Source organism: Bacillus sp. hwrm1, from assembly GCF_040207805.1.
GTDB classification, from domain to species: Bacteria; Bacillota; Bacilli; order Bacillales; family Bacillaceae; genus Bacillus; species Bacillus velezensis.
This window is the reverse complement of sequence record NZ_CP157943.1, coordinates 1,822,158-1,842,815: the sequence shown is the minus strand read 5'-3', so window position 1 is coordinate 1,842,815 and position 20,658 is coordinate 1,822,158. Positions and strand designations below refer to the sequence as shown.

The 20,658-nt window shown below is 34.1% G+C and carries 23 protein-coding genes and 1 pseudogene; 7 read left to right on the top strand and 17 right to left on the bottom strand.

From position 1 onward, the window contains the following. The first annotated feature begins 50 nt into the window (after positions 1 to 50). Positions 51 to 233, top strand: a complete 183-nt coding sequence (locus tag ABK447_RS09430) for a hypothetical protein (RefSeq protein WP_041482308.1) — start codon at positions 51 to 53, stop codon at positions 231 to 233. A gap of 10 nt (positions 234 to 243) precedes the next feature. Here ABK447_RS09430 and ABK447_RS09425 read toward each other — a convergent pair whose 3' ends face one another. The 6 genes from ABK447_RS09425 to ABK447_RS09400 form a co-directional block, all read right to left on the bottom strand. Next, the gene (locus ABK447_RS09425; protein WP_197200326.1) at positions 244 to 468 is read right to left on the bottom strand and encodes a hypothetical protein; all 225 of its coding nucleotides are present in this window, start codon (positions 466 to 468) and stop codon (positions 244 to 246) included. A 28-nt stretch (positions 469 to 496) separates the two neighbouring features. Continuing rightward, positions 497 to 724, bottom strand: a complete 228-nt coding sequence (locus ABK447_RS09420; protein WP_197200327.1) for a hypothetical protein — start codon at positions 722 to 724, stop codon at positions 497 to 499. 33 nt (positions 725 to 757) lie between these two features. Continuing rightward, positions 758 to 2,248: a hypothetical protein gene (locus ABK447_RS09415; protein WP_197200328.1), complete on the bottom strand. Its 1,491-nt coding sequence runs from the start codon at positions 2,246 to 2,248 to the stop codon at positions 758 to 760. A 53-nt stretch (positions 2,249 to 2,301) separates the two neighbouring features. Beyond that, a complete protein-coding gene (locus ABK447_RS09410; RefSeq protein WP_095353121.1) occupies positions 2,302 to 2,616 on the bottom strand; it encodes a hypothetical protein in 315 nt (104 codons plus the stop codon). 117 nt (positions 2,617 to 2,733) lie between these two features. Then, complete coding sequence (locus tag ABK447_RS09405; RefSeq protein WP_014470137.1) at positions 2,734 to 2,937, bottom strand: helix-turn-helix transcriptional regulator; 204 nt, start codon at positions 2,935 to 2,937, stop codon at positions 2,734 to 2,736. Between the two features lie 93 nt (positions 2,938 to 3,030). Continuing rightward, positions 3,031 to 3,468 carry a hypothetical protein gene (locus ABK447_RS09400; protein ID WP_197200329.1) on the bottom strand — a complete coding sequence of 146 codons (438 nt, stop codon included), beginning with the start codon at positions 3,466 to 3,468 and terminating at the stop codon, positions 3,031 to 3,033. A 303-nt stretch (positions 3,469 to 3,771) separates the two neighbouring features. Here ABK447_RS09400 and ABK447_RS09395 point away from each other — a divergent pair, with 303 nt between their 5' ends. Then, positions 3,772 to 4,863, top strand: a complete 1,092-nt coding sequence (locus ABK447_RS09395) for an acyltransferase (protein WP_197200330.1) — start codon at positions 3,772 to 3,774, stop codon at positions 4,861 to 4,863. Between the two features lie 62 nt (positions 4,864 to 4,925). Here the strand turns inward: ABK447_RS09395 and ABK447_RS09390 are convergent, their stop codons facing one another. From ABK447_RS09390 to ABK447_RS09340, 11 genes are all read right to left on the bottom strand, one after another. Beyond that, a complete protein-coding gene (locus ABK447_RS09390) occupies positions 4,926 to 5,237 on the bottom strand; it encodes a hypothetical protein (RefSeq protein WP_038458701.1) in 312 nt (103 codons plus the stop codon). A gap of 33 nt (positions 5,238 to 5,270) precedes the next feature. Next, positions 5,271 to 5,441 (bottom strand): hypothetical protein, encoded by a 171-nt coding sequence (locus ABK447_RS09385; RefSeq protein WP_203226402.1) that lies wholly within the window; start codon positions 5,439 to 5,441, stop codon positions 5,271 to 5,273. Between the two features lie 3 nt (positions 5,442 to 5,444). Further along, positions 5,445 to 5,870 carry a hypothetical protein gene (locus tag ABK447_RS09380; protein ID WP_038458703.1) on the bottom strand — a complete coding sequence of 142 codons (426 nt, stop codon included), beginning with the start codon at positions 5,868 to 5,870 and terminating at the stop codon, positions 5,445 to 5,447. Between the two features lie 185 nt (positions 5,871 to 6,055). Then, positions 6,056 to 6,808, bottom strand: coding sequence for a Rha family transcriptional regulator (locus ABK447_RS09375; RefSeq protein ID WP_038458705.1), 753 nt, complete (start codon positions 6,806 to 6,808; stop codon positions 6,056 to 6,058). A 352-nt stretch (positions 6,809 to 7,160) separates the two neighbouring features. Continuing rightward, a complete protein-coding gene (locus ABK447_RS09370) occupies positions 7,161 to 8,762 on the bottom strand; it encodes a DUF4942 domain-containing protein (RefSeq protein WP_197200331.1) in 1,602 nt (533 codons plus the stop codon). Between the two features lie 53 nt (positions 8,763 to 8,815). Beyond that, the gene (locus tag ABK447_RS09365) at positions 8,816 to 10,687 is read right to left on the bottom strand and encodes an LPD29 domain-containing protein (protein ID WP_197200332.1); all 1,872 of its coding nucleotides are present in this window, start codon (positions 10,685 to 10,687) and stop codon (positions 8,816 to 8,818) included. 307 nt (positions 10,688 to 10,994) lie between these two features. Beyond that, a complete protein-coding gene (locus ABK447_RS09360) occupies positions 10,995 to 12,212 on the bottom strand; it encodes a hypothetical protein (protein ID WP_197200333.1) in 1,218 nt (405 codons plus the stop codon). 79 nt (positions 12,213 to 12,291) lie between these two features. Then, positions 12,292 to 12,531 (bottom strand): hypothetical protein, encoded by a 240-nt coding sequence (locus ABK447_RS09355; protein WP_014472020.1) that lies wholly within the window; start codon positions 12,529 to 12,531, stop codon positions 12,292 to 12,294. 303 nt (positions 12,532 to 12,834) lie between these two features. Next, a complete protein-coding gene (locus ABK447_RS09350; RefSeq protein ID WP_206701183.1) occupies positions 12,835 to 13,053 on the bottom strand; it encodes a hypothetical protein in 219 nt (72 codons plus the stop codon). Between the two features lie 954 nt (positions 13,054 to 14,007). Next, positions 14,008 to 15,120, bottom strand: a complete 1,113-nt coding sequence (locus ABK447_RS09345; protein ID WP_197200335.1) for a tubulin-like doman-containing protein — start codon at positions 15,118 to 15,120, stop codon at positions 14,008 to 14,010. Further along, entirely contained in the window at positions 15,120 to 15,404 is a 285-nt protein-coding gene (locus ABK447_RS09340) for a hypothetical protein (protein WP_038458716.1), read from the bottom strand. The genes ABK447_RS09345 and ABK447_RS09340 overlap by 1 nt, the downstream gene beginning before the upstream one ends. A gap of 178 nt (positions 15,405 to 15,582) precedes the next feature. On the opposite strand from ABK447_RS09340, the gene ABK447_RS09335 reads away from it, so the two are divergent. From ABK447_RS09335 to ABK447_RS09315, 5 genes and pseudogenes are all read left to right on the top strand, one after another. Continuing rightward, positions 15,583 to 15,819 (top strand): helix-turn-helix transcriptional regulator, encoded by a 237-nt coding sequence (locus ABK447_RS09335; protein WP_020954165.1) that lies wholly within the window; start codon positions 15,583 to 15,585, stop codon positions 15,817 to 15,819. Positions 15,820 to 15,938: 119 nt separating this feature from the next. Then, complete coding sequence (locus ABK447_RS09330; protein ID WP_014417885.1) at positions 15,939 to 16,118, top strand: hypothetical protein; 180 nt, start codon at positions 15,939 to 15,941, stop codon at positions 16,116 to 16,118. Between the two features lie 40 nt (positions 16,119 to 16,158). Further along, the gene (locus ABK447_RS09325; RefSeq protein ID WP_197200336.1) at positions 16,159 to 18,684 is read left to right on the top strand and encodes a hypothetical protein; all 2,526 of its coding nucleotides are present in this window, start codon (positions 16,159 to 16,161) and stop codon (positions 18,682 to 18,684) included. A gap of 252 nt (positions 18,685 to 18,936) precedes the next feature. Continuing rightward, a complete protein-coding gene (locus ABK447_RS09320; protein ID WP_020954168.1) occupies positions 18,937 to 19,212 on the top strand; it encodes an HU family DNA-binding protein in 276 nt (91 codons plus the stop codon). A gap of 644 nt (positions 19,213 to 19,856) precedes the next feature. Next, positions 19,857 to 20,012: pseudogene (locus ABK447_RS09315) on the top strand (hypothetical protein); the annotation flags it as partial. Positions 20,013 to 20,658 lie beyond the last annotated feature (646 nt).

Sequence of the window (20,658 nt, the reverse complement as noted above, 5' to 3'; positions counted from 1 at the left end):
CATCGTCTGGTATTATAGTAGTGTTAAATACTTTGTGTAGGTGAAAATTAATGGAAGAGAAAGATTTTGAGACTAATGGCTACGATGTAACAATTGTATATGATTATAAGGAGTATCCCGATGTTAAATATGGACGCTGTGACAACTGTGATTACGCTTTATTCAAGAGTTCAGTGAAAAGTGGTGTGTTTTTACGTGAGTGTCGTAGGTGTGGTATGAAGAAGAGCATTTAAGTGCTCTTTTTTATTTCACTGGAATCATGTAGCTTACATATACTTCAATTCCGTCTTCAGTTTTATATTCCGCTATCCTGTCTGGTTCACCTTCAATCTTCTCTATTAGTCGTTTCGCATCCTTATTCCTCTTTGCAGTATTGGCAACTACAATCCAAGACCAATAATTCCATTCAGAGATGCAAGACTTAATCTTTTCTGGTATCTTATGACCTCTTGTATAAACCTTGATCATGTGTCCTCCCCTCCAAATCTCCAGTTCATCATTTAATCCAATTTGCTGGTGGAACGCTCAATACTTTATTCTGTTCGTCTAAGTATGCATATTTCCTTTCCCAATCACTTTTCTCCCATGCTTCTTGATTTGTGAATGACGGGTCTATAGGTTTTGGGTATTCACCGTTCACCCATCCATCTTCAATATGATTCAGTTTGGCTTCGCTGCCTTTTTTATCATATTTGCACCAGACAGTTACCATTTTAGCTGCCATAAGTCATCCTCTCCCTTTCAAATCATAGTTTATTCAAATGATTTTTCTTATAATATCTCTCATTAAATTTTCATCCCTATTATTTTCAATCTTCACCCTTTTTACATCGGCATCAGAAAAATGTGTATTTGTTGTACCTGCCGTTTCTCTGTCCATACAATATTCAAAAACGTCTCTGTCATCTTCCTCTAAAATGGACTCAAGTGTAGTTGTGCTCATTGTATGGTATTGTGAATCGCTTAAAGGTGCTCCTTGCATTGCAATTGCTTCATCAATCCCTGTTCTGTCTACTATATTAAATTCCTCAAGTGTTAAAGCAATATGTGATATCCTTGATATATTTTGTGGAAGTTTAGGATGCTTTAAAAATCCCTTTTTAATATGACTTTCCTTTTTAAAACATTGGGCTAATGCTGCACCATGTGATTTTCTAAGCTCTTCTCTATATTTGTTTCTATTTGCCGTTCTAAGACTAATCATAGGTGCTCTAGCTTTCAATTCCATAAAAATAATATGGTCATTTTTAATTAAAATAAAATCAGGAGATCTTAATTGATTTCTATTTACCTCGTATTCAAACTCTTTTATATAGTCATATTTATGTAATTTTAAAATATGCTCTATATAGTCTTCAAAAGCAAGTTTTCCAAAATCAGTTTTAAATTGGAGTCCTTTTATGGTACATAACTGTTGATATAATCCTTCAGTAACTGCTATAAATATAGCAAATGGCATCGGAAAATAACTTTTTGAATCATATGTTAAAATCGGCTTGACTAAAAGAGGGTTAAAATCATAAATCCTCATATTTTCATCGTTTGTTGAATATTTTTTATAAAAATCTTGATAATCTTCTCTTTCTATCGAAAACGTACTAACAATCCTCCTGGCTTTACTTTCAGAAAAACCGAGTGTTTCTGTACAATTTTTTAATAATTCATCTAGATTGAAAATAGAAGATTTCGAAGAATAAACATAAAGTACCCAAGAAAATAACAAATAATCTTGATAACAGTATCCAAATTCGTTTATAAAAATGTCTTTAATATTTAGATTTGAGTGCATATAATTAAAAAAATAGTTGTATCTGTAAAAACTTCTAAACGGATACCTTTGAAATATAAACTGTTGTAATCCTGTCCGTACTGAAAATTGTGCAAACATTTCACTGTCTGATAAATCACTATCTTCTTTATGTATAAATGGGACGTTATAATCTCGATATAATTCTATAATTTTTTTCAGTGCATTAAAATCAATATCTTTTATTTGACCATTCCACTCCCCTTTTACAATTGCAGCCAGAGAGAGGTAAGCCAATTCATGATTATAAACTCTGCCTCTAACCCTTTTTCTAAGGGGGCTTTGAGGCAGAATACTTCGCAAAAAATCATCGTTTGGTAAATAAGGGCTAGCTCCGTGATAAAGCAACCTTAACAATTCTAGCTTTGAATCAAGGCTATATCTCCTAAGTCGTTTATCAATTGTATTTAGACGTTGAATATTTGGTTCGTAATTATCCATCCAATATCTCCTTAAAAGAATGATTTTATGCTGTTTCTCAAAGTGCTGCGAAATTACTCCACTTTCAACAAAATTGCTTTTTGATTTCTAAACTCTATCAGTTCAATGTTTTTTTGAAGGCCCTGATCCAATAAGAACTGATACATTTTTTCTGTTTGATTATCCTTTTCTTCGTTGGGCATTCCCCGGAAGGCCATATTACCAGCTGTATAATAGAGGCAGTAATCGTCGTCAAACGTCTTGGCAAAAGTAAAACCCGCAGAAATATTGCTTAGTCCTTTTACTCCGCTTTTAGAGCTCTCAGATTTTTTAAAGCTACCTTTTAATAAAATTCGCTGAACTTTTGCTTTTAAAGAAGTTGGCAACATTTCTTTTCCTCTTTTCCCTATGAAAGTACGATTTTATGTAGACTTAGAAAATTTGTAAGTATTTACTGTTCTAGTAACTTTAGTATACCATGATCACTTAAAGTGATCAATATCTTTTTAATCTTTTTTGTAAATCAACAGCTCATGCAGCTCAATGTCTAAATATGTACAGACTTTATCCAACAGATCTCTTGGGTACCGCTCCATTTCATCGTGATAAAGCTTCCTAACTGTGTTAAAACCATGGTCAATATCATTGGACAGCTTTCGAATACTGATATTCCTTTCGTCTAATATCGGCTTTAGATTTGATTTAATCAATTTAACTACCTCACATTCATTATGTATGATCACTTTAAATTATCATCATATGCATAAAAAAGGTCAAGGATATACCTTGACTATGTATTAAGCTTACCAATCAAATGAGTCTTCGTGTTCAAATCCATAAATGCCTTTAATCCACACATCTCCGCAGCCTGGATTCTTTGTAATCTCTAACATATGATTACGATTAGCATCTCCCTCTACTCGATCTGTAGCAGTATAGTCGGCGTAGTTCCCTACAAACTGCTTCTCACTACGTGGAAATACCCAGCCAGCAAGAGTTATCCTGCTGATTTTCATATTTAGAGTACACCCTTCTGCATTGCTAATTGTGAATTTGTAGAAGAGCCAAGTGCGATCATAATTCCGATCAAAATAATCTGCCATTGAAAAACTCTCTGAATCCTCACTCATGTGAAAATTCACATTTTTGTAGTCTAATGTAAGCTTCGCCTCAGCACTTGGTGTGTTAAAACTCAATATAAAACCAATGCAAATCACAACCAAAAAGATTAGCTTTTTCATTCCTTCTCCTCCTTTTCCAAATTATACTATATTTGAAATAAGGGTGAAAGAACAGGCAGAAACATCGTGATTTATCTGTATTCTTCATGATATAGCTAGATATACATGTATCTATGAATATCTACGTGTATTTATAAGTATCTATACCTCTCTATACCACACAAAAACATCTTATTGAGAACAAAAATATTTATTTTAGTTCATTTTTAAGAACAAATCTTCCATTTTTATGATATAATCATCACTGCTTATAGGCAGCCTTACTGCTTATTCGCCATATGGTATAGGAAAGAGGTTCTTTTAATGAATGTAAAACACTCTAATTGTTTCTTTGTTGTCAGGCTTTTTGTTGCTCTTTGTGTGTTGATTGGCCATGCTACAAGAGATCTAAACATTTCTGTCTTTGGTTATACCCCAGAGAGTAAAGCAATGTTTCACACCGGCATATCAATCTTCTTTTTTCTAAGCGCATTTTTTCTTTTCACTTCTTATGAAAGATCCAAGACAAAAGGAAACAATGTAATCGATTTTTATTGGAGCAGAATTATCAGGATCGCACCCGCAATATACACCTATGCTATTGTCTCCACTGTACTGCTAATTGTTCTAGGAGCTCTTTCATTAACAGTATTCACTACTAAAGAGTACTGGACATGGCTTCTTAGCAATTTTGTGTTATACCCTCAATATTTCCCTGACATATTCCATCACATTGGCACAGGTCGTCTTAACGATTCACTTTGGACAATTCCTGTTCAGATTAGCTTTTACCTGGTATTACCCGCAATTTATTGGTTTTATAAACGCTTCGGATTCAAAAAAATGATTCTTTGTTCTTTTGCTGTTTCTGCTTTTAGTGTGCTGATTTCTTTCGGGGTTTTGAAGTTCTTGCCTGGTAATGTAATCGGTAGCTTATACTTACATTCTTTTTTGCCGCAGATGTTTTATTTCACCTTGGGCATCTTCTGGGCAAAGGCATGGAGTAAGTCACCGCGGCATATTGTTTTATTCTTATCTTCAATAATTTTATTTTTATTCTTTAAAATTGACCCTTTACACCTCAGCTCAATAAACAGCACATTATGGAACTTTTTATGGTTCGTACCTTTGAGCTATGCAATTGTATGGTTCGGTTACAATGGGCCGAAGATATTGCGGCAACTAAACCGGTTAGATGATATCAGTATGGGGATTTTCATATGGCACATGGTGATTATCAACGTCTTCCTATACACTGGAATTAATAAAACACTGTCTGATTACCCGTTGATCATAGTTCTAATTGCTGTTACTGCTGCATCCGCATTTCTTTCGTACAGAATAGTGGAAAAACCCGCTCTTAAATTACGTAATATCAAGAAAAACAAACCAGTCAAAACAAGGATTGCGAGCTAACTGCAAGGGCTGTTCTTATGTAGGCAGCCCGAATCCTGTTTAGCATGAAATGGTGTTTTTATTCAAAGTTGTTTAAGATGCTTGAATTGAGGTGTATTTAACTCCTCCTCATATTCACTTTCAAGATATTTTCTTATGTCATCAGCAGATGCGTATAGATATGTGAAAGCCATATCTAACACAGCTTTTCTTTTCCTTATATCCTTATTCGACAATCCTGTTCCTTCGCCTTCATCAACCGAACCGAGCAAATTATATAAAGTTTGGGTGAAATCTTTTAAAGTGTAAGTCATATGATCAAAGTCTGTGTTTTGCGCTTCTTCAATATCTGATTCATCTAGCCTTTTCATTAGATGTATAAATTCATTTTCCATCCTGTGCAACTCCTATTCTGTTTAAAACATGTTTTATTTAATCTTAGCTTCTATTTGTACAAACTCTCCCAGTGGCTCAACACATGCTACTTCGTACATGCAGTCGTCATATGTATTGAGTAGAACCTGTGTTTCCTCTGTTATTTGCCCTTTGTCCATCATCTCTTGCAATGAATCAATCAATTGTTTTACCTTCATAGACATGAATTACTCTCTCCCTTTAAATAAAGCATTCCCCTGTATATTTCTTAATCTCTGAGATAACGCTTGCTGATAATTTTTCCCTTCAATTGATGTTGAACAATCAATTAAGTTAAGTGTGTGACCTCCCTTATCAACAGTGATCAATAGCTGATCACCTATATCACGATTAATCCATTTTTTATGCCTTCTTTCTGCCATGTATGAAAAACCAAAATTATTTTGTGTATGTAAATTCACTATACAGCTGGTTGATAAACTTTCGATTGCAGTTTTAGCAGCAAGAATTATTGATCTGTTTTGCGTTCGCTCTAAACAGGTGAAATATGTTTCTTTCATAATTCCTTTGTATCTAAATATCGCGATAGCTACCCCAGTTTTTGCAGGTGCTTTTTGTAGCACTCTGATGAAAATATCAATTTCTTTAGACATAATATCCACCTTTTCAAGATTTTATATTATATCTAATTATCACACATTTAGACTAAAGCTCAATATATATTTTGTTTTAGTCGCAGCCAACTTTTCACCCATCTTTATAGCATATCCGCTCCCTTTAAAAAAAAAGAGAGCGAAAGTATTTTAGTTTAGAATAATAACATTTAGTTATATATCTGTTAAGCTGGCTTACGCTTACTAATTAAATCGGTTATGTAGTCTGCACCTTTAGCAGTGAGATACGTTTTTGAAACATATCCAATCTTAGATGTTGGCACACTTTTAACTTCAAATAAACCACGACCCATATATTTCTGATATGGAAGGTTATTTGCCATCAGGATTTTCTGATCCTTAAGAAAAGTGAATAACTTATTACGTCCAAATCCTTTGATATTTAATTCCTTAGCAAGTGAACCAATGTCCATTAGCCCGTCAGCGTCCAAGAACTGATGATACTTCTCCACTTTTGGTTGATACTCAGTTACCTGTTGTTCCAAAAGGAGTTTTTCAGATTCGATTCTCTCACGTTCCTTTTGTTCTTGTATCCATCGCTCCGCCCGTTGGATTGAGTTATCAATCATATAGGAAGGAACTAATTGTTTTTTAAGCTGCGTTTCCATCTCTTCAAACCGTGTAACATAATGCGCAGTAAACAAAACGCCTTTTGTACCATTCATTTTATTAGCCACCATGTCGCAGCCTTTACGAGTGAGAAGGTAGTATTTGTATGGACGTTTATTCCCCTCTACGGTATACGAGTTTTCAATAAAGAAATCAAGAGAACTCAATTTTGAGTTTTCTAAAATCTGCATATATTTTTCAATGTCCCTTACTAGATTTGCGTGTCTCTTTTCAACCATATCAGCCACTTCACGACTATCCATTAAAAGTTGTCCATCCCGTTCAATTACAGTTAAATTTTTTTCCAATAAAACCTCTCCAATTAATTTGATTTATGTATATTTAGATCTTTATGAAAAAGTTTACATTTCACATTCAAATCACCCCCTTATGTCCATTATCTTCTTAATAAAACAGCAACAAGAACCCTTATGATATAAAGCTTTTAGAGGTCTGTTGTATCCTAAAAAAGAAGAATAACCATTAGGATTTTTTCAATTCATATAAAATATGCATTTCATTTTGTTTTAGTTATTTTATTTTCATCTTTAAAATATGTATACTTCGCTGTTGTTTTAACTTGATTTAAGTATAGCATGACTATTTTAAATAATCAATGATTATTTTATTTTTATCCTTAAAAATGTGTATTTCAAGCTATTATGATGTAAGCATGAGAAGCTTCGATGTATCCAGGATATAATAAGAAGCGTTATTTACCGTTTCATTGTAAGATTGCGCACCCTCAAAATTATTGATTACGTCTTTTTCTTCTGCTGTCATATCCTGATATTTCACCTTACCATACGAAGGAGGAAGCCAGTTTTTCTTTTGGCTACCAAAGATATTAAATTTCTTTAGAATTTCCATATCTTTAAACTCGATGTGACATGTCCCTTTTTTATAAAAAGTTACATAGAAGTACTTTAACTCTATTTTTTTCGTCTCCCCATAATGCTCAGCTAATTTTAAAGTTTCAACAATATTTATGTCTTCTGTCAATCCATTGTCAAGATAATTGAAAACTTTTTCGATATCTTTCAACTTTTCTAAGACCTTATAATCTGTTGGATTATACCGACCATCTAGCCAGCTATACACGTTCAATGGAATAATTATTTTTTTATTAATTTTATATGATTTATTTGTTTTCCACCCATTATATAAATGCACATTTTTTGAGGATTCATCATAGTAATGCTTGTGGCTAAATTCTTCAAAAAGATTAAGTATTGTATCTTCTACGCCCTGCGTCATCTCTTTGCTCATCTGAATTCTTAATGTATAGATATTGAACAAAGAAAAGTCATAATCTTTTAATTCCTCAACGTGCTGCAAATACTTTTGTTTCAGATTGCTTGTGAAGAGCCCCATAAATTGATCATTGTTAAATAACGTATTCCAATACTTCGCCCTAATTTGTTTTATATATGCATTCTCTATGTCATTTTCTTCGGTATTCTTATCAATTAGCAGCTTCAATATTGGAGTACTGTCATCATTGAAACTATGTAGCATTAATGGTTTTAAACTGTTATATTCATTGATTAATTTTAAACCCGCTTTGATTTCATAATTGAACTGTTCTACAATTCCTTTTATAAAGTCTGCATTCACTAACTGTGTTGCTTTATAATCGGCACTAATTTTATGGGACTCATCTTTTTTCAATTCTTCTATTAGAACGCTGCTATATTCTTGTTTTTCAATGCTTATGTATATTAGCGCCGTTTCAACTTCTGTGCTTCGCTCTGAGTTCGAAAAAGCGTTTTGAATGTATTCAACTTCTGCATTTATCTCCTCTAGCTTACGTATCAGAAATTTCCTGTCATTTGAATACGGATTTTTTAATGTTTCGGCGTTTAACAAGCAAACAATTTGGCCGGATCTTTGTTGCTTCTCAATTAACTCAATGGCCTTTAATAAGTGTTTAGCACCGTCGCTAAAAGGTGGATTCATAAAAATCAAATCGTATTTCTTGTATGTTCTAAACGTCAGAAAATCATCAGCTATTACTCTGTACTCTTTTCCTTTAAGTATGTGTCTCAAGTTTTCATCTTGTTCAATTGTCTCAATGTCATATTTCGAATTCCTTCTATAGTTGCTAGTGTTTTTAAATTGATTGTGAATAGCTTCTACTAAATTCCCTTTGCCTGCTGACGGCTCCAGAACAGAGTTTATGTGCTTCCATTCCACTTTAGATGTCATTTTTCGGATTAACTGTGGTGGTGTCGGATAAAAATCCGGATTATCTTTAAACATTTTAATTTCCCCTTTGGTGAGGAAATGAGATCTTCTCCCATCCCCTCATGAGTTTATAGATTAGGCTTATACGTGTTGATTATTGGTTTGAAGCTTTTATTATTTAAGTAACCTAAAACCTCATCAAATTGTCTTTTGTCACAAGAGTGGTACTTACTATGAATTATTTTCATTCCATCTGGTTTAACCTCTACATTATTCAATACTGTTTTCGGCAGCTTATGCCACCCTTTGAACATCAATAATTCTGAATAGAAGTGACGATAATATAATTTTCTTTTATTTTCAGACTGGTATGTCAACTTGACTGCATTATCATATTGGGCATATTTAGTTGGCCGGTAACTGTTATATGTTATTCTTTCAGTAATTAAAGATCCAAGATCAGATATGTGAAACAGAGTATATTTTTCACCTTTTTCAAGATCAGCATTTTTAAATTGTTCTTGAATGCTGTCAACTTCATGGAGAATTCTGTATAAAGCAGTTTTTAATTTTTCTGTATCTGCTTGTTGGATAACATTTTTACTCAAATTAAAATTATTCAATTTCAATTTTTCTTTGAGTGAAGTTTTATATTTGTCCCAGTCTTCATTATTCCAGGTTAGAAATATATTTAATTCTTCAATGACTGAGCTAGAAAGATCTTCTATTTTTCTTGCTTGATATTTTAACTCGTCTAATTCTCCTTCTTTTATCGCTTGTTTATGAGAAATCGCCTTTTCAATTTTTGCATTATCCACTAAACCAACATACCTTGAATAAGAATGGCCTTGAGCGTCTATAATAAATTGCAATTTCCCTCCGTAGTACACTCCTACGCCATATAAATTCCATTTAACTGTGTTCTTTTCTAAATCGTCCATATTATAATAATCAATCATTGAATTGATCCGGTTGTCTTCCGTAAAACTTCCACCGGTTTCCGCAAGAAAATCAAAATCATTTAAAAGCAAGTTAGAAAAGTTGTTTAAAGCTTCTTCAGTATTGAAATGCACTTCTTTTGTAATTTTCACATTTTCAAGTCTGTAGTCACCTCTAGCAACCTCGTCTTTATATTGATCAAGTGTTTGATTTTTGTTTAAGTTGGCAAACTGTGCATCAATAACAAAATACTTTTGATCTTCATTCAGTTGTTTTACTACAATGCTGCTATAGATATTTTCTGCTTGTTTCTTTTCTTCTTGTTGCCGTCTCTTATATTCAGCATTTTTAAGCTCTTGCTCTTTTAAATACTCATTAAGTTCTTTTTCTTTTCTCGCTTTCTCGGCTTCTTCGAATTCTTCCATCTTTGAATCAAACAGTGCCATATCTTCTTTAATTTCTTCTGTTTGTTCTGTCACTGTGTATTCCCAGTCCAATGAAACTCGACCATAAAAGTTGTAACTACCTGCGTAATCAGTGTATGGATCTGCTGGGCTGTAGCAATGGCGATAATTGTTTAAAAGACTGTTGCAATAACCATAAATCGCAGTCAAATAAGCTGACCCTTTTTCATATGGACTTGATTTGATTGTGATGTTAATAGTGCTATGTAAATAGCTTCCCCCAGTAGTAACAGAGAATTTGCATTGTGGGAAACGTTGTCTCAAATGCTTTCTTATTTCCTTTGCCATTTCTTTTACTTCTTGTTCCTTATTTACTTCTACTTCACTCCATTGTGTTGCATCCCACAGACCCATTTTTACACCCTTAGCTTTCTTTTTAGTTTTAGTGATTGTTTTAGAAGATGAGACTTCTTGTTTAGTGACACCATTAGCGACCTGCATTGATTTTTCTGTCCGTTTGCTCCACCAACATTTTTTGAATCCAGAGTATCGAAAACCGTTTGATTTAAGATGAGTTAAAACCTCTTGTTCTGGTTTACTATCAAAATAAAGTTCAATTCCGTTTAACTCTTCGTTAATTCTTAAAACAGCTGTCATTTTCAACCTCTCCATTCTTTATTACAATTTTATTTTTACTCTAAATGTATGTAATCCTTTGACTTGATTTAATTTTAACATGATCACTTTAAATATTCAATAGTTATTTTATTTTTATTCTAAAAAAAAGAAAGACATATTATCGAGGTTCAGCTTGCTGAAACGAGACGGCCGTAAAGGCACTTTCTTTACGGACGAATTTATTATTTTTTATTTAATTATTTTTCTGGTTCTCCTTAAGACTTAGGCTCTAAAACCCTTGATATGACTGGCTTATTTTTTAAGTTTAAGAGGTTTGTCCTCTTTATCAGGTATCGAGCCAGTTTGTGAGCAGCTTCCTCATTCTCAAAGAAGGTATGTACAAAGTTATTTCTTCTCCATCCCTAATAGCAGACCTCCATACCCATTGCACTAACTCAGACAATGCAAATGCGTCCTGGTCTATTGTAATACTGTACTTTTCTTTAAAATAATTATACAGAACAGTATTCGTATATCTGTTTATTGTATATGCTAAGTGTTTCTTATGCTTAAACTCGTTTGTTGCACGTGCATTACATGAAACAAATCCCTTTGTATACCCATTGCCCTTTATTCTGTTCTTATGGTCTGAATAAGTCGTCCACATAGCTTCATCACTTGACGACTTAACAATATTATTAAAGTAGTTGAATACATTGTTCTTCACCTTTTTGATTGTGTAAGGTGATTTATTTTTATACCAATTAGAAGACAGTGAAAACTCCAGTTGTCCTATTGTGTTTAAATTTCCTTCATATATTTTTATTTTGTTTCTTAACTCTTTTTTAAAGCTCCTTTCATAATCAGGACGGTGATCAATGAAGTTATACTGTCCATCCATGTAAGCTGAACTGTACTTTTGATACTTAATGTTGTTCAGATCGTAGTAATATTTTTGTATTTGAGCATCAAACATATATGTAAGTATGTAAACTTCCTTGAATAACTGGAATACGTCGGCAGGAAAGTTCCAAATCAATATATTGTCTTTGAAATACATTAGATTGTTATTTAACGCCATATCTCGAATGTCATCGTATCGTGTTTCATAGTCTTTTTTTTCTTCATTCCATTTGACAAAACCGTTTTCAACATAGATCAAATTGGAATCAAACAGTGTTGTTAGATCATGTTTCTTCACCTGTAATTGTTCCACTACTTCCATGACTTCATCTAATATCAATGTGTAATTGCCTGCAAGTATAAGTTCCTTTGTCTCGTCGTTTGCGTTTTTAAAAAGGTTATGAGTTGCCACAATGTTTTTATTCTGTGATAAGAGTTCGTGAAAGGATTCAAACTTATATTGTGTTTTATCACCTTTCTTCTTTACTTTAGGTTCGAAAAAGTGTTTGGACTTTATACTTTTCTTTATGCGCTCAACTTCATTTAAATAAGGTGTGATGAATATAAAGGTTTCTTCTTTACCAGCAGAATTCATTTTGTTAATCGCTGCAGATGTTTTACCGCTCCCCATTACTGAATCAACTATTTTAATTTTATTCATAATATATACAGACTTCCCCCTTTAATTTAAAAATAAAGGAACGGATAAATGTTTTACCGCTCCTTCTCATATATGAAATTCAATTGTTGATTCTTTCTTCAAGATCATGAATACGTCTTTCAAGTCCAGAGAATTTCTTATCATTGTATCGGTGGTCACTTTCAATATTCTTGTTAATAATCTTAAGCATAGACACAACCTCTTCAGGTTCATTTTCTTCGATTCGTTTAACAGTTTCTTTAATATCCTTAACGTCCTGCTTAATTGTGTTAATATCCTTGGATAGTTGCTGTATCGCTTCAAGGATCTGATTTTCCATTCCGCTCACCTCTAATAAGCTTAGTATAGCATGATGTCAGTTAGATTTGTTTACCTTCTTTTGGCGTATAACAAAGTAACCGATCCATAACAAAATGATAATGATACACGTTACTATGAAGATAGCCATAATAAGCGACTGTATTCCGCTGCTGAAGTAATCTTTGATGAACAGGAACAACAAGAATAAAACAACAAATGTTATGTTCGTAAACCATAATGAGAATCGCTTCATGTTTACAAAGTGCTTGTCCATGTTATAATATGGGTAGTGACTAAAGGGGATTAATTCCCCTTTAGCGTGTTATCTGCGTATACGTTTGCGTTGTCTCTTGCTACGGAGGCGCTTGCGTGTACGCTTTTTCTTTTTGCTTTCTTTTTTCTTCATCAGGTTTTGAATCTTCTCAGCTATCGTTAAACAGTTGATGATTAAAACCGTGATAGGAATAAGGAAAGCAATTGTTATACCCACTTTCTCAAGCACTCTGTTCACCTCCTTTCCTATAACTCTATTATAGCACATTTTTCCTACAAAGTCATTTTATTTTTACTCTTAAAATGGATTTTTTTAAATTATTTTGGACTATTATTTATGGGTGTTTATAGGCTGTATAAGGCGTGTATGTGGATTAGATACCAATGATACTATGATCAAATTAAAATTGATTCTAGGTGTATTAGAATGCTTCTGATGATGTGTGGTTAGTGTGTTATAGGATGGATATATGATGATGTGTGGTGAATGGAAACGGATAGAGATGATTAGGTAAGATTAAGGGTGGATGTAATGAGATGAAGGATGAGAAGGAATATGATTAGGATGAATATAAAATAGGTGTGCGGATTGATGAGTAAATTGTATAGATAAAAAATAAGACTTCGATTTGCTTCCTTTCGTTATATACACGATTATTTTTAATGAATGGGTATTCACTTTTAAATTGACCACTTAATTATTTTTTCAAAAATAACTATTGTTTTTCATTTGAAATTGTGTTAGCTGTGCAAATTTATCAGCCAAATTATAAAAACCCTACATAACGTATCTTATATAGGGAATTCAATACTAATATATAGGGGGTATATTAACATCTAAAGGCCAAAAAACAAGAACAAATGTACCCCTAGCACTTCCATTTCCACACCCAACTTATTTTTTCACTTTCCCATTTTTCAGCCTATTTTCACATCGTAATCGCTATCGTAAAAGCCTATAATATCAATGTTTTTTCACCCCTTATTCTCCCCTTTTTCATCAGATTTTTAACTCAAAGTCCACTTTTCCTCTCTCCTGTCTACGTTTTACGATCACAAAACACCTATTATCCCCTTTAACAGCTCTAAAACATTGCTATATCAACTAATTAACCCTTTCCGATCTTCATTCACGATACGCACTTTTTTAGCTCATGATCACCAAGGGGGTCTTAAAAATCAAAATAAAAAAGCCACCTTAGTAGGCAGCTTCCCTTTAAAATTAGCGCTTTAGTCTCTTCAGTGCCTCCATATACGAGGTCTTTTTCGATTCCTTGTTCTCCAGTTTTTTCGGTTTAAATAAATCCTCTCTACGGCGATTCTTCGCTTTATAAACAGTTGTTTCTTTAACTTCAGTGTTTCCATTTTCAATTAGATCATCTAACTGCTTCATCCGTTCATTGATCCAGGTTAATCCACTAAGAATCGTTATCGCCCTATTACCTTTATCATAATGCCCTTTAAATAAGTCTAGGGGCATCTTGTTATCAAAGACATTAAACAGCTCATTATACGATATATGCTCCGTTAAGAACTCATGAACATCCAGGATAATTCCAGCTCTCATCACATTTTCAAACTCAACAGGAGTGAAAATCGAATTGTTCCACGACTTTTGTATATCTTCATGCAGCTTATCAAAATACTTACCCTCATTTGTAAATTCATTGAGGTCTGTTTGAGCAATAGTCATGATTCCTGGTGTATCAAAAAGCTGATTTAAATCCTTCCTGTCTAATGTACTGATCTTTGATCCTCTGTCCGTGTAATTGAGTAAGACTTCAATTAAATCCAGGAACATTTTGTTTGTTTCCTTGTAGAGTCTGCTCTCTGAAATCTTCCCTTCATATTTGCGAAAAACCATTTGATTATCCAAAGGTAAAACACAGGTCTCTGGCAGAGATAATTCATCTAGTAGCTCCAGCGAATTAATCTGATTAACCAATACCTCATTGTTATCAGGAAGGATTGGAACAGCAACTATGGTTTTATGAGCAAGGTATTCGTTTAACAATTCTAATAATATAGGAGCTACCCCTGAACCGGTTCCACCAGCTGCAGAGAAAACAACAAATATGACTTGTACTGAAGGCTTTTCCATTGTGTTCTTTATAAACTCAATTGAAGATTCCCAGTTGTTTTTCATATGTTTCGCTGCTATGCTTCTGTCTTTACCTACTCCTTCTGTCCCTACCAGATGAAGCTTATCTTGAATATTGATTAATGAATTAAGGTCTGAAAGTGAATAATTTATTGCAACAGAATGAAATCCTCTCTTCATTGCTTCATCTGCTACACTTCCACCGGCCTGTCCAACTCCAATAAATCCAAACATTAAACCCTCTCCCCTTCTAATTGATATCGTAAAGCTTCTTGTCCATATTGAGTAATAAAAACTGTATGCTCTTTGCTATTTTTCACTATATTAATAAACTGCAAGGCCTCAAGACGATCGATGCTCTTTCTAAAGGTGGCTTCAGTTAACTGAGTTTTTGCTTGAATGGTTTTCTTCCTAATTGATTTAAACTTTAAATCTGCCCCTTCATCGCTCAATAAGCCTAGAATATACAAATCATTTCGAGTTAAATTATCAATGACTGAATCAAAATAAGTATCCATGTAACCCCTCCTTAATATCTGATGATTTTGAAGTATCTTGGTTGATATACGATTATTATATTGTTTATTTGCATTTAAATGCAAATATTTTTGTATCTTAATGCAAATAATTACACTCTGCTTGTATGTAAACCAGTCATTTTATAAAATTTATTCAAACAGCAAAAGGATGATTTAAATGGAATATAGGGTTAAAAGTAAGTTGGATTCATTTCTAAGTAGCAAAGGTATCGAAAAGGGCTGGTTAGCAGAGCAAATAAAAGCTGAAAGAGCAAGTATATCTAGATGGTGTAAAAATGACAGCGAGGGATTTGCTACCGTCCTCCCTAGTACATATAATCTTTTATTAATGGCACATATTCTAAATTGTAAAGTTGACGATCTTTTTGAATTAATCGAAATTAAATCCAATTAACTTTGGATTTTTATATTTACAAGAGTAAAAATAAAATATATAATAAAGACACAACCACGTGAAGTGGTCTTTATTTTAATCATTTTGAGAGTAAAAATAAAATAGTGTGGAGGTGTAAGATGAAAAAGCAGTATTTATTTAGTCATTTAATGGGGTTTATTGAGGGAAAAGTAGTCGATGGGACAGCAACACCCGAAGAAGAATACCTTTATCAGGATTACAAATGGTACGGAAAGATTAATAAGCAAAGCTTTACATATCGAAGTTTAGTAAATCAATATCTTAATAGCGAATATTAAGCACTTTTAGAGTAAAAATAAAATATATGGAGGGGATTGATTGAAAAGAAAAAAAGACGGATTGTCTAAGCAAGTTCATATCTACAGTGTGGATACATCCGCATTTTACAATGACAAAGAAAATTCATTACATAATAAGATTTTGAAGTCTTATAGATACAGAGATTATCTTAAGACATTAGACAATGTAAATAATAAACATAAGAAATACATATCACAAAGAATTACATACCTTAAAGAATGCCTCTATTCCGCATTCGAAGAACATAACGACATAAGAACACTTCGAACTGACAGCTTAAGGGACAATAAAGTGATTTCTTTATTTGATTCAGTGTTGACCCGTACATTAGGGATTAATGAAAACACCCTTTCAGAGGAAATCATGGTTGTCCAGACTTATCATTTTGAAGTATTGAAGGACATTATTGATCAAGGATTTTTACATAACAATGAAAAATACGTTTATTTCACGAGCAGCGCCGGTCAAATTCGTACAAAAAAGTCATGTTTCATTAAAAAAAGCACCTACGATAAATATCAGGATGCTTTGACATGCGGCTTGAGTATTAAAAAGATCAACTCTCTTGGTGGTAGTAGCATTAACAAATGGAATAGCTATATGGCCCTTTCTAACAGTGCCAGTAGCCCTTGGGAGATTGATATTGATAAAGCCATTGTTGTCAACGACTTAGAAACTGATGTGTCGAGTCTCGTTGACTACATTGATCGAGATACCTACGAGATCACACGAAAAACAATGAACATTCCCATTGAGCATACGGATGGATGCGGAATGATTCTCCCCACTCTGAGTAGCAAAAGCTTCATGGTCAGACTGCCATGGGTAAAGGGTTTATTAGTTCCTTTTGATTTTCGTAAATTTGCTGAGGAAAACAAAGCTTTTAAAGTAACTGATATATACGGCAAGGAATGGGACGTAGTGAAAGATGATGTTCAAATTATCTTCACTAAAAGCCAGTTTAAAATGTGGAAGTATTATTCATCGTGGGAAGAATATCAATACAATTATAAAAAATATGGATGCTTAGGGGCAAAACTCAACGAAGAAGATCCTTCTGTTAAAGGTAAACTCACTTATCAAATGCTCCAGACACTTACAGATATCTCGGATGAAGAATTAATCCAAATGAGCTCAAAGACTGTAAAAGAGATAAGCATATTGGGCACTGATAAAGAGACCATGTTAAGAGTTCTTGGAGCTACGGAGAAAAAGAAACATCGGACAGCTCTTCAGGACGCTTTACTTCTATATCCAGAACTTCTTAACGATGATCACACGAAAGAAATTATTAAAAATAAAAAGAAAAGCATGATTAAAGATGCCAAATCAGGAAAATTGCTTGTGGATGGTGCGCGTTATACATACTTATGCCCTGATCTATATGCTTTCTGCGAAAAATTATTTCTGAACATCCAGAATCCAAAAGGACTGCTTTCAGGAAGTGATGTCCATTGTTCTTTATATGATGAAGGGTATATTGATATCCTCCGCTCCCCTCACCTATTCAGAGAGCATGGTGTTAGGCGGAACAAAAAAGATGAGAAATATGAAAAATGGTTCATTACACCAGGTGTTTACACAAGCATTCATGATCCGATTTCTAAGTTGCTGCAGTTTGATAATGACGGGGATAAGGCTTTAATTATTGCTGATGAGTTAATCGTTAATATCGCCAAGCGTAATATGGAAAACATCGTTCCGTTGTATTATGAAATGTCTGTAGCCCAGAAACAAGAGATTAATAGCAAGAACGTCTATGAAGCACTAACTCTTGCTTATGGGATCAATATCGGGGAGTACAGTAACAACATCACTAAGATATGGAACAGTGACAATATAAATCTGGATGTGATCAAATGGTTATGCATGGAAAATAACTTTACTATCGATTTTGCAAAAACCTTATTCATGCCCACCCGTCCTGATCATGTTGATGAAAAAATCAAAGATTACATAAAAAATAAAGTCCCCTACTTCTTCATAAATGCAAAGGATAAAGAAGAACATAGCGTTGAGTTAATTAATGAAAGCACAGTAAATAAGTTAGACTCCATTATCCCTTCTGACCGAATTAATTTCGCAGCTGTTGCAGGAAAGTTCGATTATCGCTTCCTGCTCAAGAACAAGGAGATTAAATTGGACGATGCAATTATTAGTGAATACAAACGATTAGACCAGAACAAAAAATGGCTCATGAATAATGAAGACATTAAGCCTGGACAAAAACTTTATGTCTATAAGGTCATTAAAGACAGATTATTGAAGATTCATAGCGACGAGCAATATGTTGCTGATGTTTTAGTTAAACACCTATATAAAAAGAAAAGCAAATTTAAATCAACATTATGGGAGTGCTTTGGGGAGACTTTATTAGAGAATCTAAGACATAACTTAAAGACTTATAGAGGATGCTGTAGTTGCGGAAAAATGTTTAAGTCGACTTCGCACAAGGCGAAATATTGTCCAACCTGTGCAAAGAAAATAGCACAAAAGCAAAAAAACAAGTGGAAAAGGGATAAGTGGAGGAAGGAAGAAAAATAGAAAGTGCCCTGAGCCTTACTCCCCCAAGGGGTACAGCGATTTTACCGGAAAAAGTTTAACGAAAAAAGCGCCTTGAACCCTTGATATGACTGGTCTGAAAGCCCCTTTTGAGATAATCGCCATAAGGGAGAAAGAAAGCTAATTTCCACATATAAGGGTGAGTACGTCTCCCATTTTTCAAAAGAAGAACAAACGTTACCGTAATTATATTTTAACACAAAAATAAACAAAATCACTAGGAGGAATTAAAACATGAACAAAACAGAATTTGTTGGAGAAGTTGCAGAAAAATTAGGAGTTACTAAGAAAGAAGCTACACCTAAAGTGGAAGCAGTATTTAATGTGATCGTTGAAACACTTACAAAAGGTGAATCAATCAAGATTCCAGGAGTTGGAACGTTTGAAGTTCGTGAACGTGCAGCTCGTAAAGGGAGAAATCCAAAATCGGGTGAGGAAATTGATATTCCAGCTACTAAAGCACCTGCCTTCAAAGCTGCAAAAGCTCTAAAAGATGCAGTGAAAGCTTAATATATAAAGTGAAGGACTGGTATCTCTTCCCTCTTTAACTTATGAATGTGGTGGCGGAACAGGTAGACGCTTAGACGAACATAAGGACGGTACTGTGAAGTAGACTACGGGGCTACATAATAGTCGATTTGGCTAACGGTTGTTGAAATCCGTTCATGAGAGGTGCAAATCCTCTCCCGCATACATCTCCGGGTTATTAATTAGAGTTCTTTTATTGATGACATGGGGGTGTCGTCAATAATAAGCTGTTTACTGATATGTGGGATATCAGTTCTCCGCTAATATTCATTTGTTTGAGGGCTTGGAATGCCTGGGTTTCAGATAAGTGAATATTAGCGGGGTATTGCCCCATCGTGGATTAAGCTTTTTCTAAACATTGCTATTCTCACTTTCATACGAACAAAAGCATTAAATTCGACTTTACAGCTACAACTGGTCATTGTAGTTAGTCGGATAATGGTCACTTATGAGGGTTCGAGGTTAACTCGCATGTCTGTATCTAAAAAGAGACAGGTAAATGGTTATTATCGGGCTAAAAATGTCGGTAAGACCATTGCTACTCAAGCTGAAAAATTGCTGTTTATGTAGGGTGAATCCCATCACAGTCTTACTATGGGTGACATGTAGCCTGAATATTAATTGCGGTGTACTGCTTCGGCTTGCACTTAGGTAAGGTAGATGCGTCTCCCTTCCCTTTAAATAATGCCCTTGTAAGCTTTGTTGCTTATTAGAGGTAATCAAAAATTTTTCCGGTTTAGCGAGGCTTTGTAATTACATACCCTCGTAAAATAAGTGAAATGGCTTTTGAGCGCTTGATCACCGCTCCCATTTCACAGAAAAGGATTATTTCCGGTCTTGCCTTTTCAATTTCACTTAACAACACGTTCACTTTATCTCCTTCAACGTTCTGAATGGAGCCTTACCTTTCCCATGCACATACCTCCTTACACGGGTCAGAGAAAACTGTGCAAAATAAATGGCGAGCGTTTGAGACGCTTTGTTTCTCAATAAGGCGTGTAACCCGACAAGAGCATTTAAAATGCCATTGAGAAGGCTTATTAGGGTCTTTCCTTCTCAAATTATTTTTCCCTTTGCTCTCAGACTCTGCTGAGCAGTTGGCAAGCAACATAAAAACTTGATATATAAGATGTTGGCAATAGGAACTTTGAACACATTCCAGAAAGTGTGTATTATTTGTTGTCATAGCTCATCTGCCAGGTGTAGAAGGAGCCAGCTGGATTTCGCACAGCGATAACCAGCCTTTTATGCTCATGTACCATGAAGTACAAGGAGTTTCTGAAGACGTTATTTGGCGTCTTTTGTTATTTTCGCCTTACAAAGATTTCGATCGATGAACCCGTAATCAGCGTATTCCCTGTCGATTTTGCGTACCTACGTGAGTTATTTAATACTATGTAAGAAAAACTCTAATTTCGTATAATTTTC

What these genes read in the sequence shown, in the direction of transcription:
- ABK447_RS09335 (WP_020954165.1), top strand. Translation starts at nt 15,583, where the DNA reads ATGGAATATAGGGTTAAAAGTAAGTTGGATTCATTTCTAAGTAGCAAA.
- ABK447_RS09370 (WP_197200331.1), bottom strand. Translation starts at nt 8,762, where the DNA reads ATGTTTAAAGATAATCCGGATTTTTATCCGACACCACCACAGTTAATC.
- ABK447_RS09330 (WP_014417885.1), top strand. Translation starts at nt 15,939, where the DNA reads ATGAAAAAGCAGTATTTATTTAGTCATTTAATGGGGTTTATTGAGGGA.
- ABK447_RS09395 (WP_197200330.1), top strand. Translation starts at nt 3,772, where the DNA reads ATGAATGTAAAACACTCTAATTGTTTCTTTGTTGTCAGGCTTTTTGTT.
- ABK447_RS09385 (WP_203226402.1), bottom strand. Translation starts at nt 5,441, where the DNA reads ATGTCTATGAAGGTAAAACAATTGATTGATTCATTGCAAGAGATGATG.
- ABK447_RS09355 (WP_014472020.1), bottom strand. Translation starts at nt 12,531, where the DNA reads ATGGAAAATCAGATCCTTGAAGCGATACAGCAACTATCCAAGGATATT.
- ABK447_RS09345 (WP_197200335.1), bottom strand. Translation starts at nt 15,120, where the DNA reads ATGTTTGGATTTATTGGAGTTGGACAGGCCGGTGGAAGTGTAGCAGAT.
- ABK447_RS09430 (WP_041482308.1), top strand. Translation starts at nt 51, where the DNA reads ATGGAAGAGAAAGATTTTGAGACTAATGGCTACGATGTAACAATTGTA.
- ABK447_RS09320 (WP_020954168.1), top strand. Translation starts at nt 18,937, where the DNA reads ATGAACAAAACAGAATTTGTTGGAGAAGTTGCAGAAAAATTAGGAGTT.
- ABK447_RS09420 (WP_197200327.1), bottom strand. Translation starts at nt 724, where the DNA reads ATGGCAGCTAAAATGGTAACTGTCTGGTGCAAATATGATAAAAAAGGC.
- ABK447_RS09390 (WP_038458701.1), bottom strand. Translation starts at nt 5,237, where the DNA reads ATGGAAAATGAATTTATACATCTAATGAAAAGGCTAGATGAATCAGAT.
- ABK447_RS09360 (WP_197200333.1), bottom strand. Translation starts at nt 12,212, where the DNA reads ATGAATAAAATTAAAATAGTTGATTCAGTAATGGGGAGCGGTAAAACA.
- ABK447_RS09425 (WP_197200326.1), bottom strand. Translation starts at nt 468, where the DNA reads ATGATCAAGGTTTATACAAGAGGTCATAAGATACCAGAAAAGATTAAG.
- ABK447_RS09340 (WP_038458716.1), bottom strand. Translation starts at nt 15,404, where the DNA reads ATGGATACTTATTTTGATTCAGTCATTGATAATTTAACTCGAAATGAT.
- ABK447_RS09415 (WP_197200328.1), bottom strand. Translation starts at nt 2,248, where the DNA reads ATGGATAATTACGAACCAAATATTCAACGTCTAAATACAATTGATAAA.
- ABK447_RS09400 (WP_197200329.1), bottom strand. Translation starts at nt 3,468, where the DNA reads ATGAAAAAGCTAATCTTTTTGGTTGTGATTTGCATTGGTTTTATATTG.
- ABK447_RS09365 (WP_197200332.1), bottom strand. Translation starts at nt 10,687, where the DNA reads ATGACAGCTGTTTTAAGAATTAACGAAGAGTTAAACGGAATTGAACTT.
- ABK447_RS09380 (WP_038458703.1), bottom strand. Translation starts at nt 5,870, where the DNA reads ATGTCTAAAGAAATTGATATTTTCATCAGAGTGCTACAAAAAGCACCT.
- ABK447_RS09350 (WP_206701183.1), bottom strand. Translation starts at nt 13,053, where the DNA reads ATGTGCTATAATAGAGTTATAGGAAAGGAGGTGAACAGAGTGCTTGAG.
- ABK447_RS09410 (WP_095353121.1), bottom strand. Translation starts at nt 2,616, where the DNA reads ATGTTGCCAACTTCTTTAAAAGCAAAAGTTCAGCGAATTTTATTAAAA.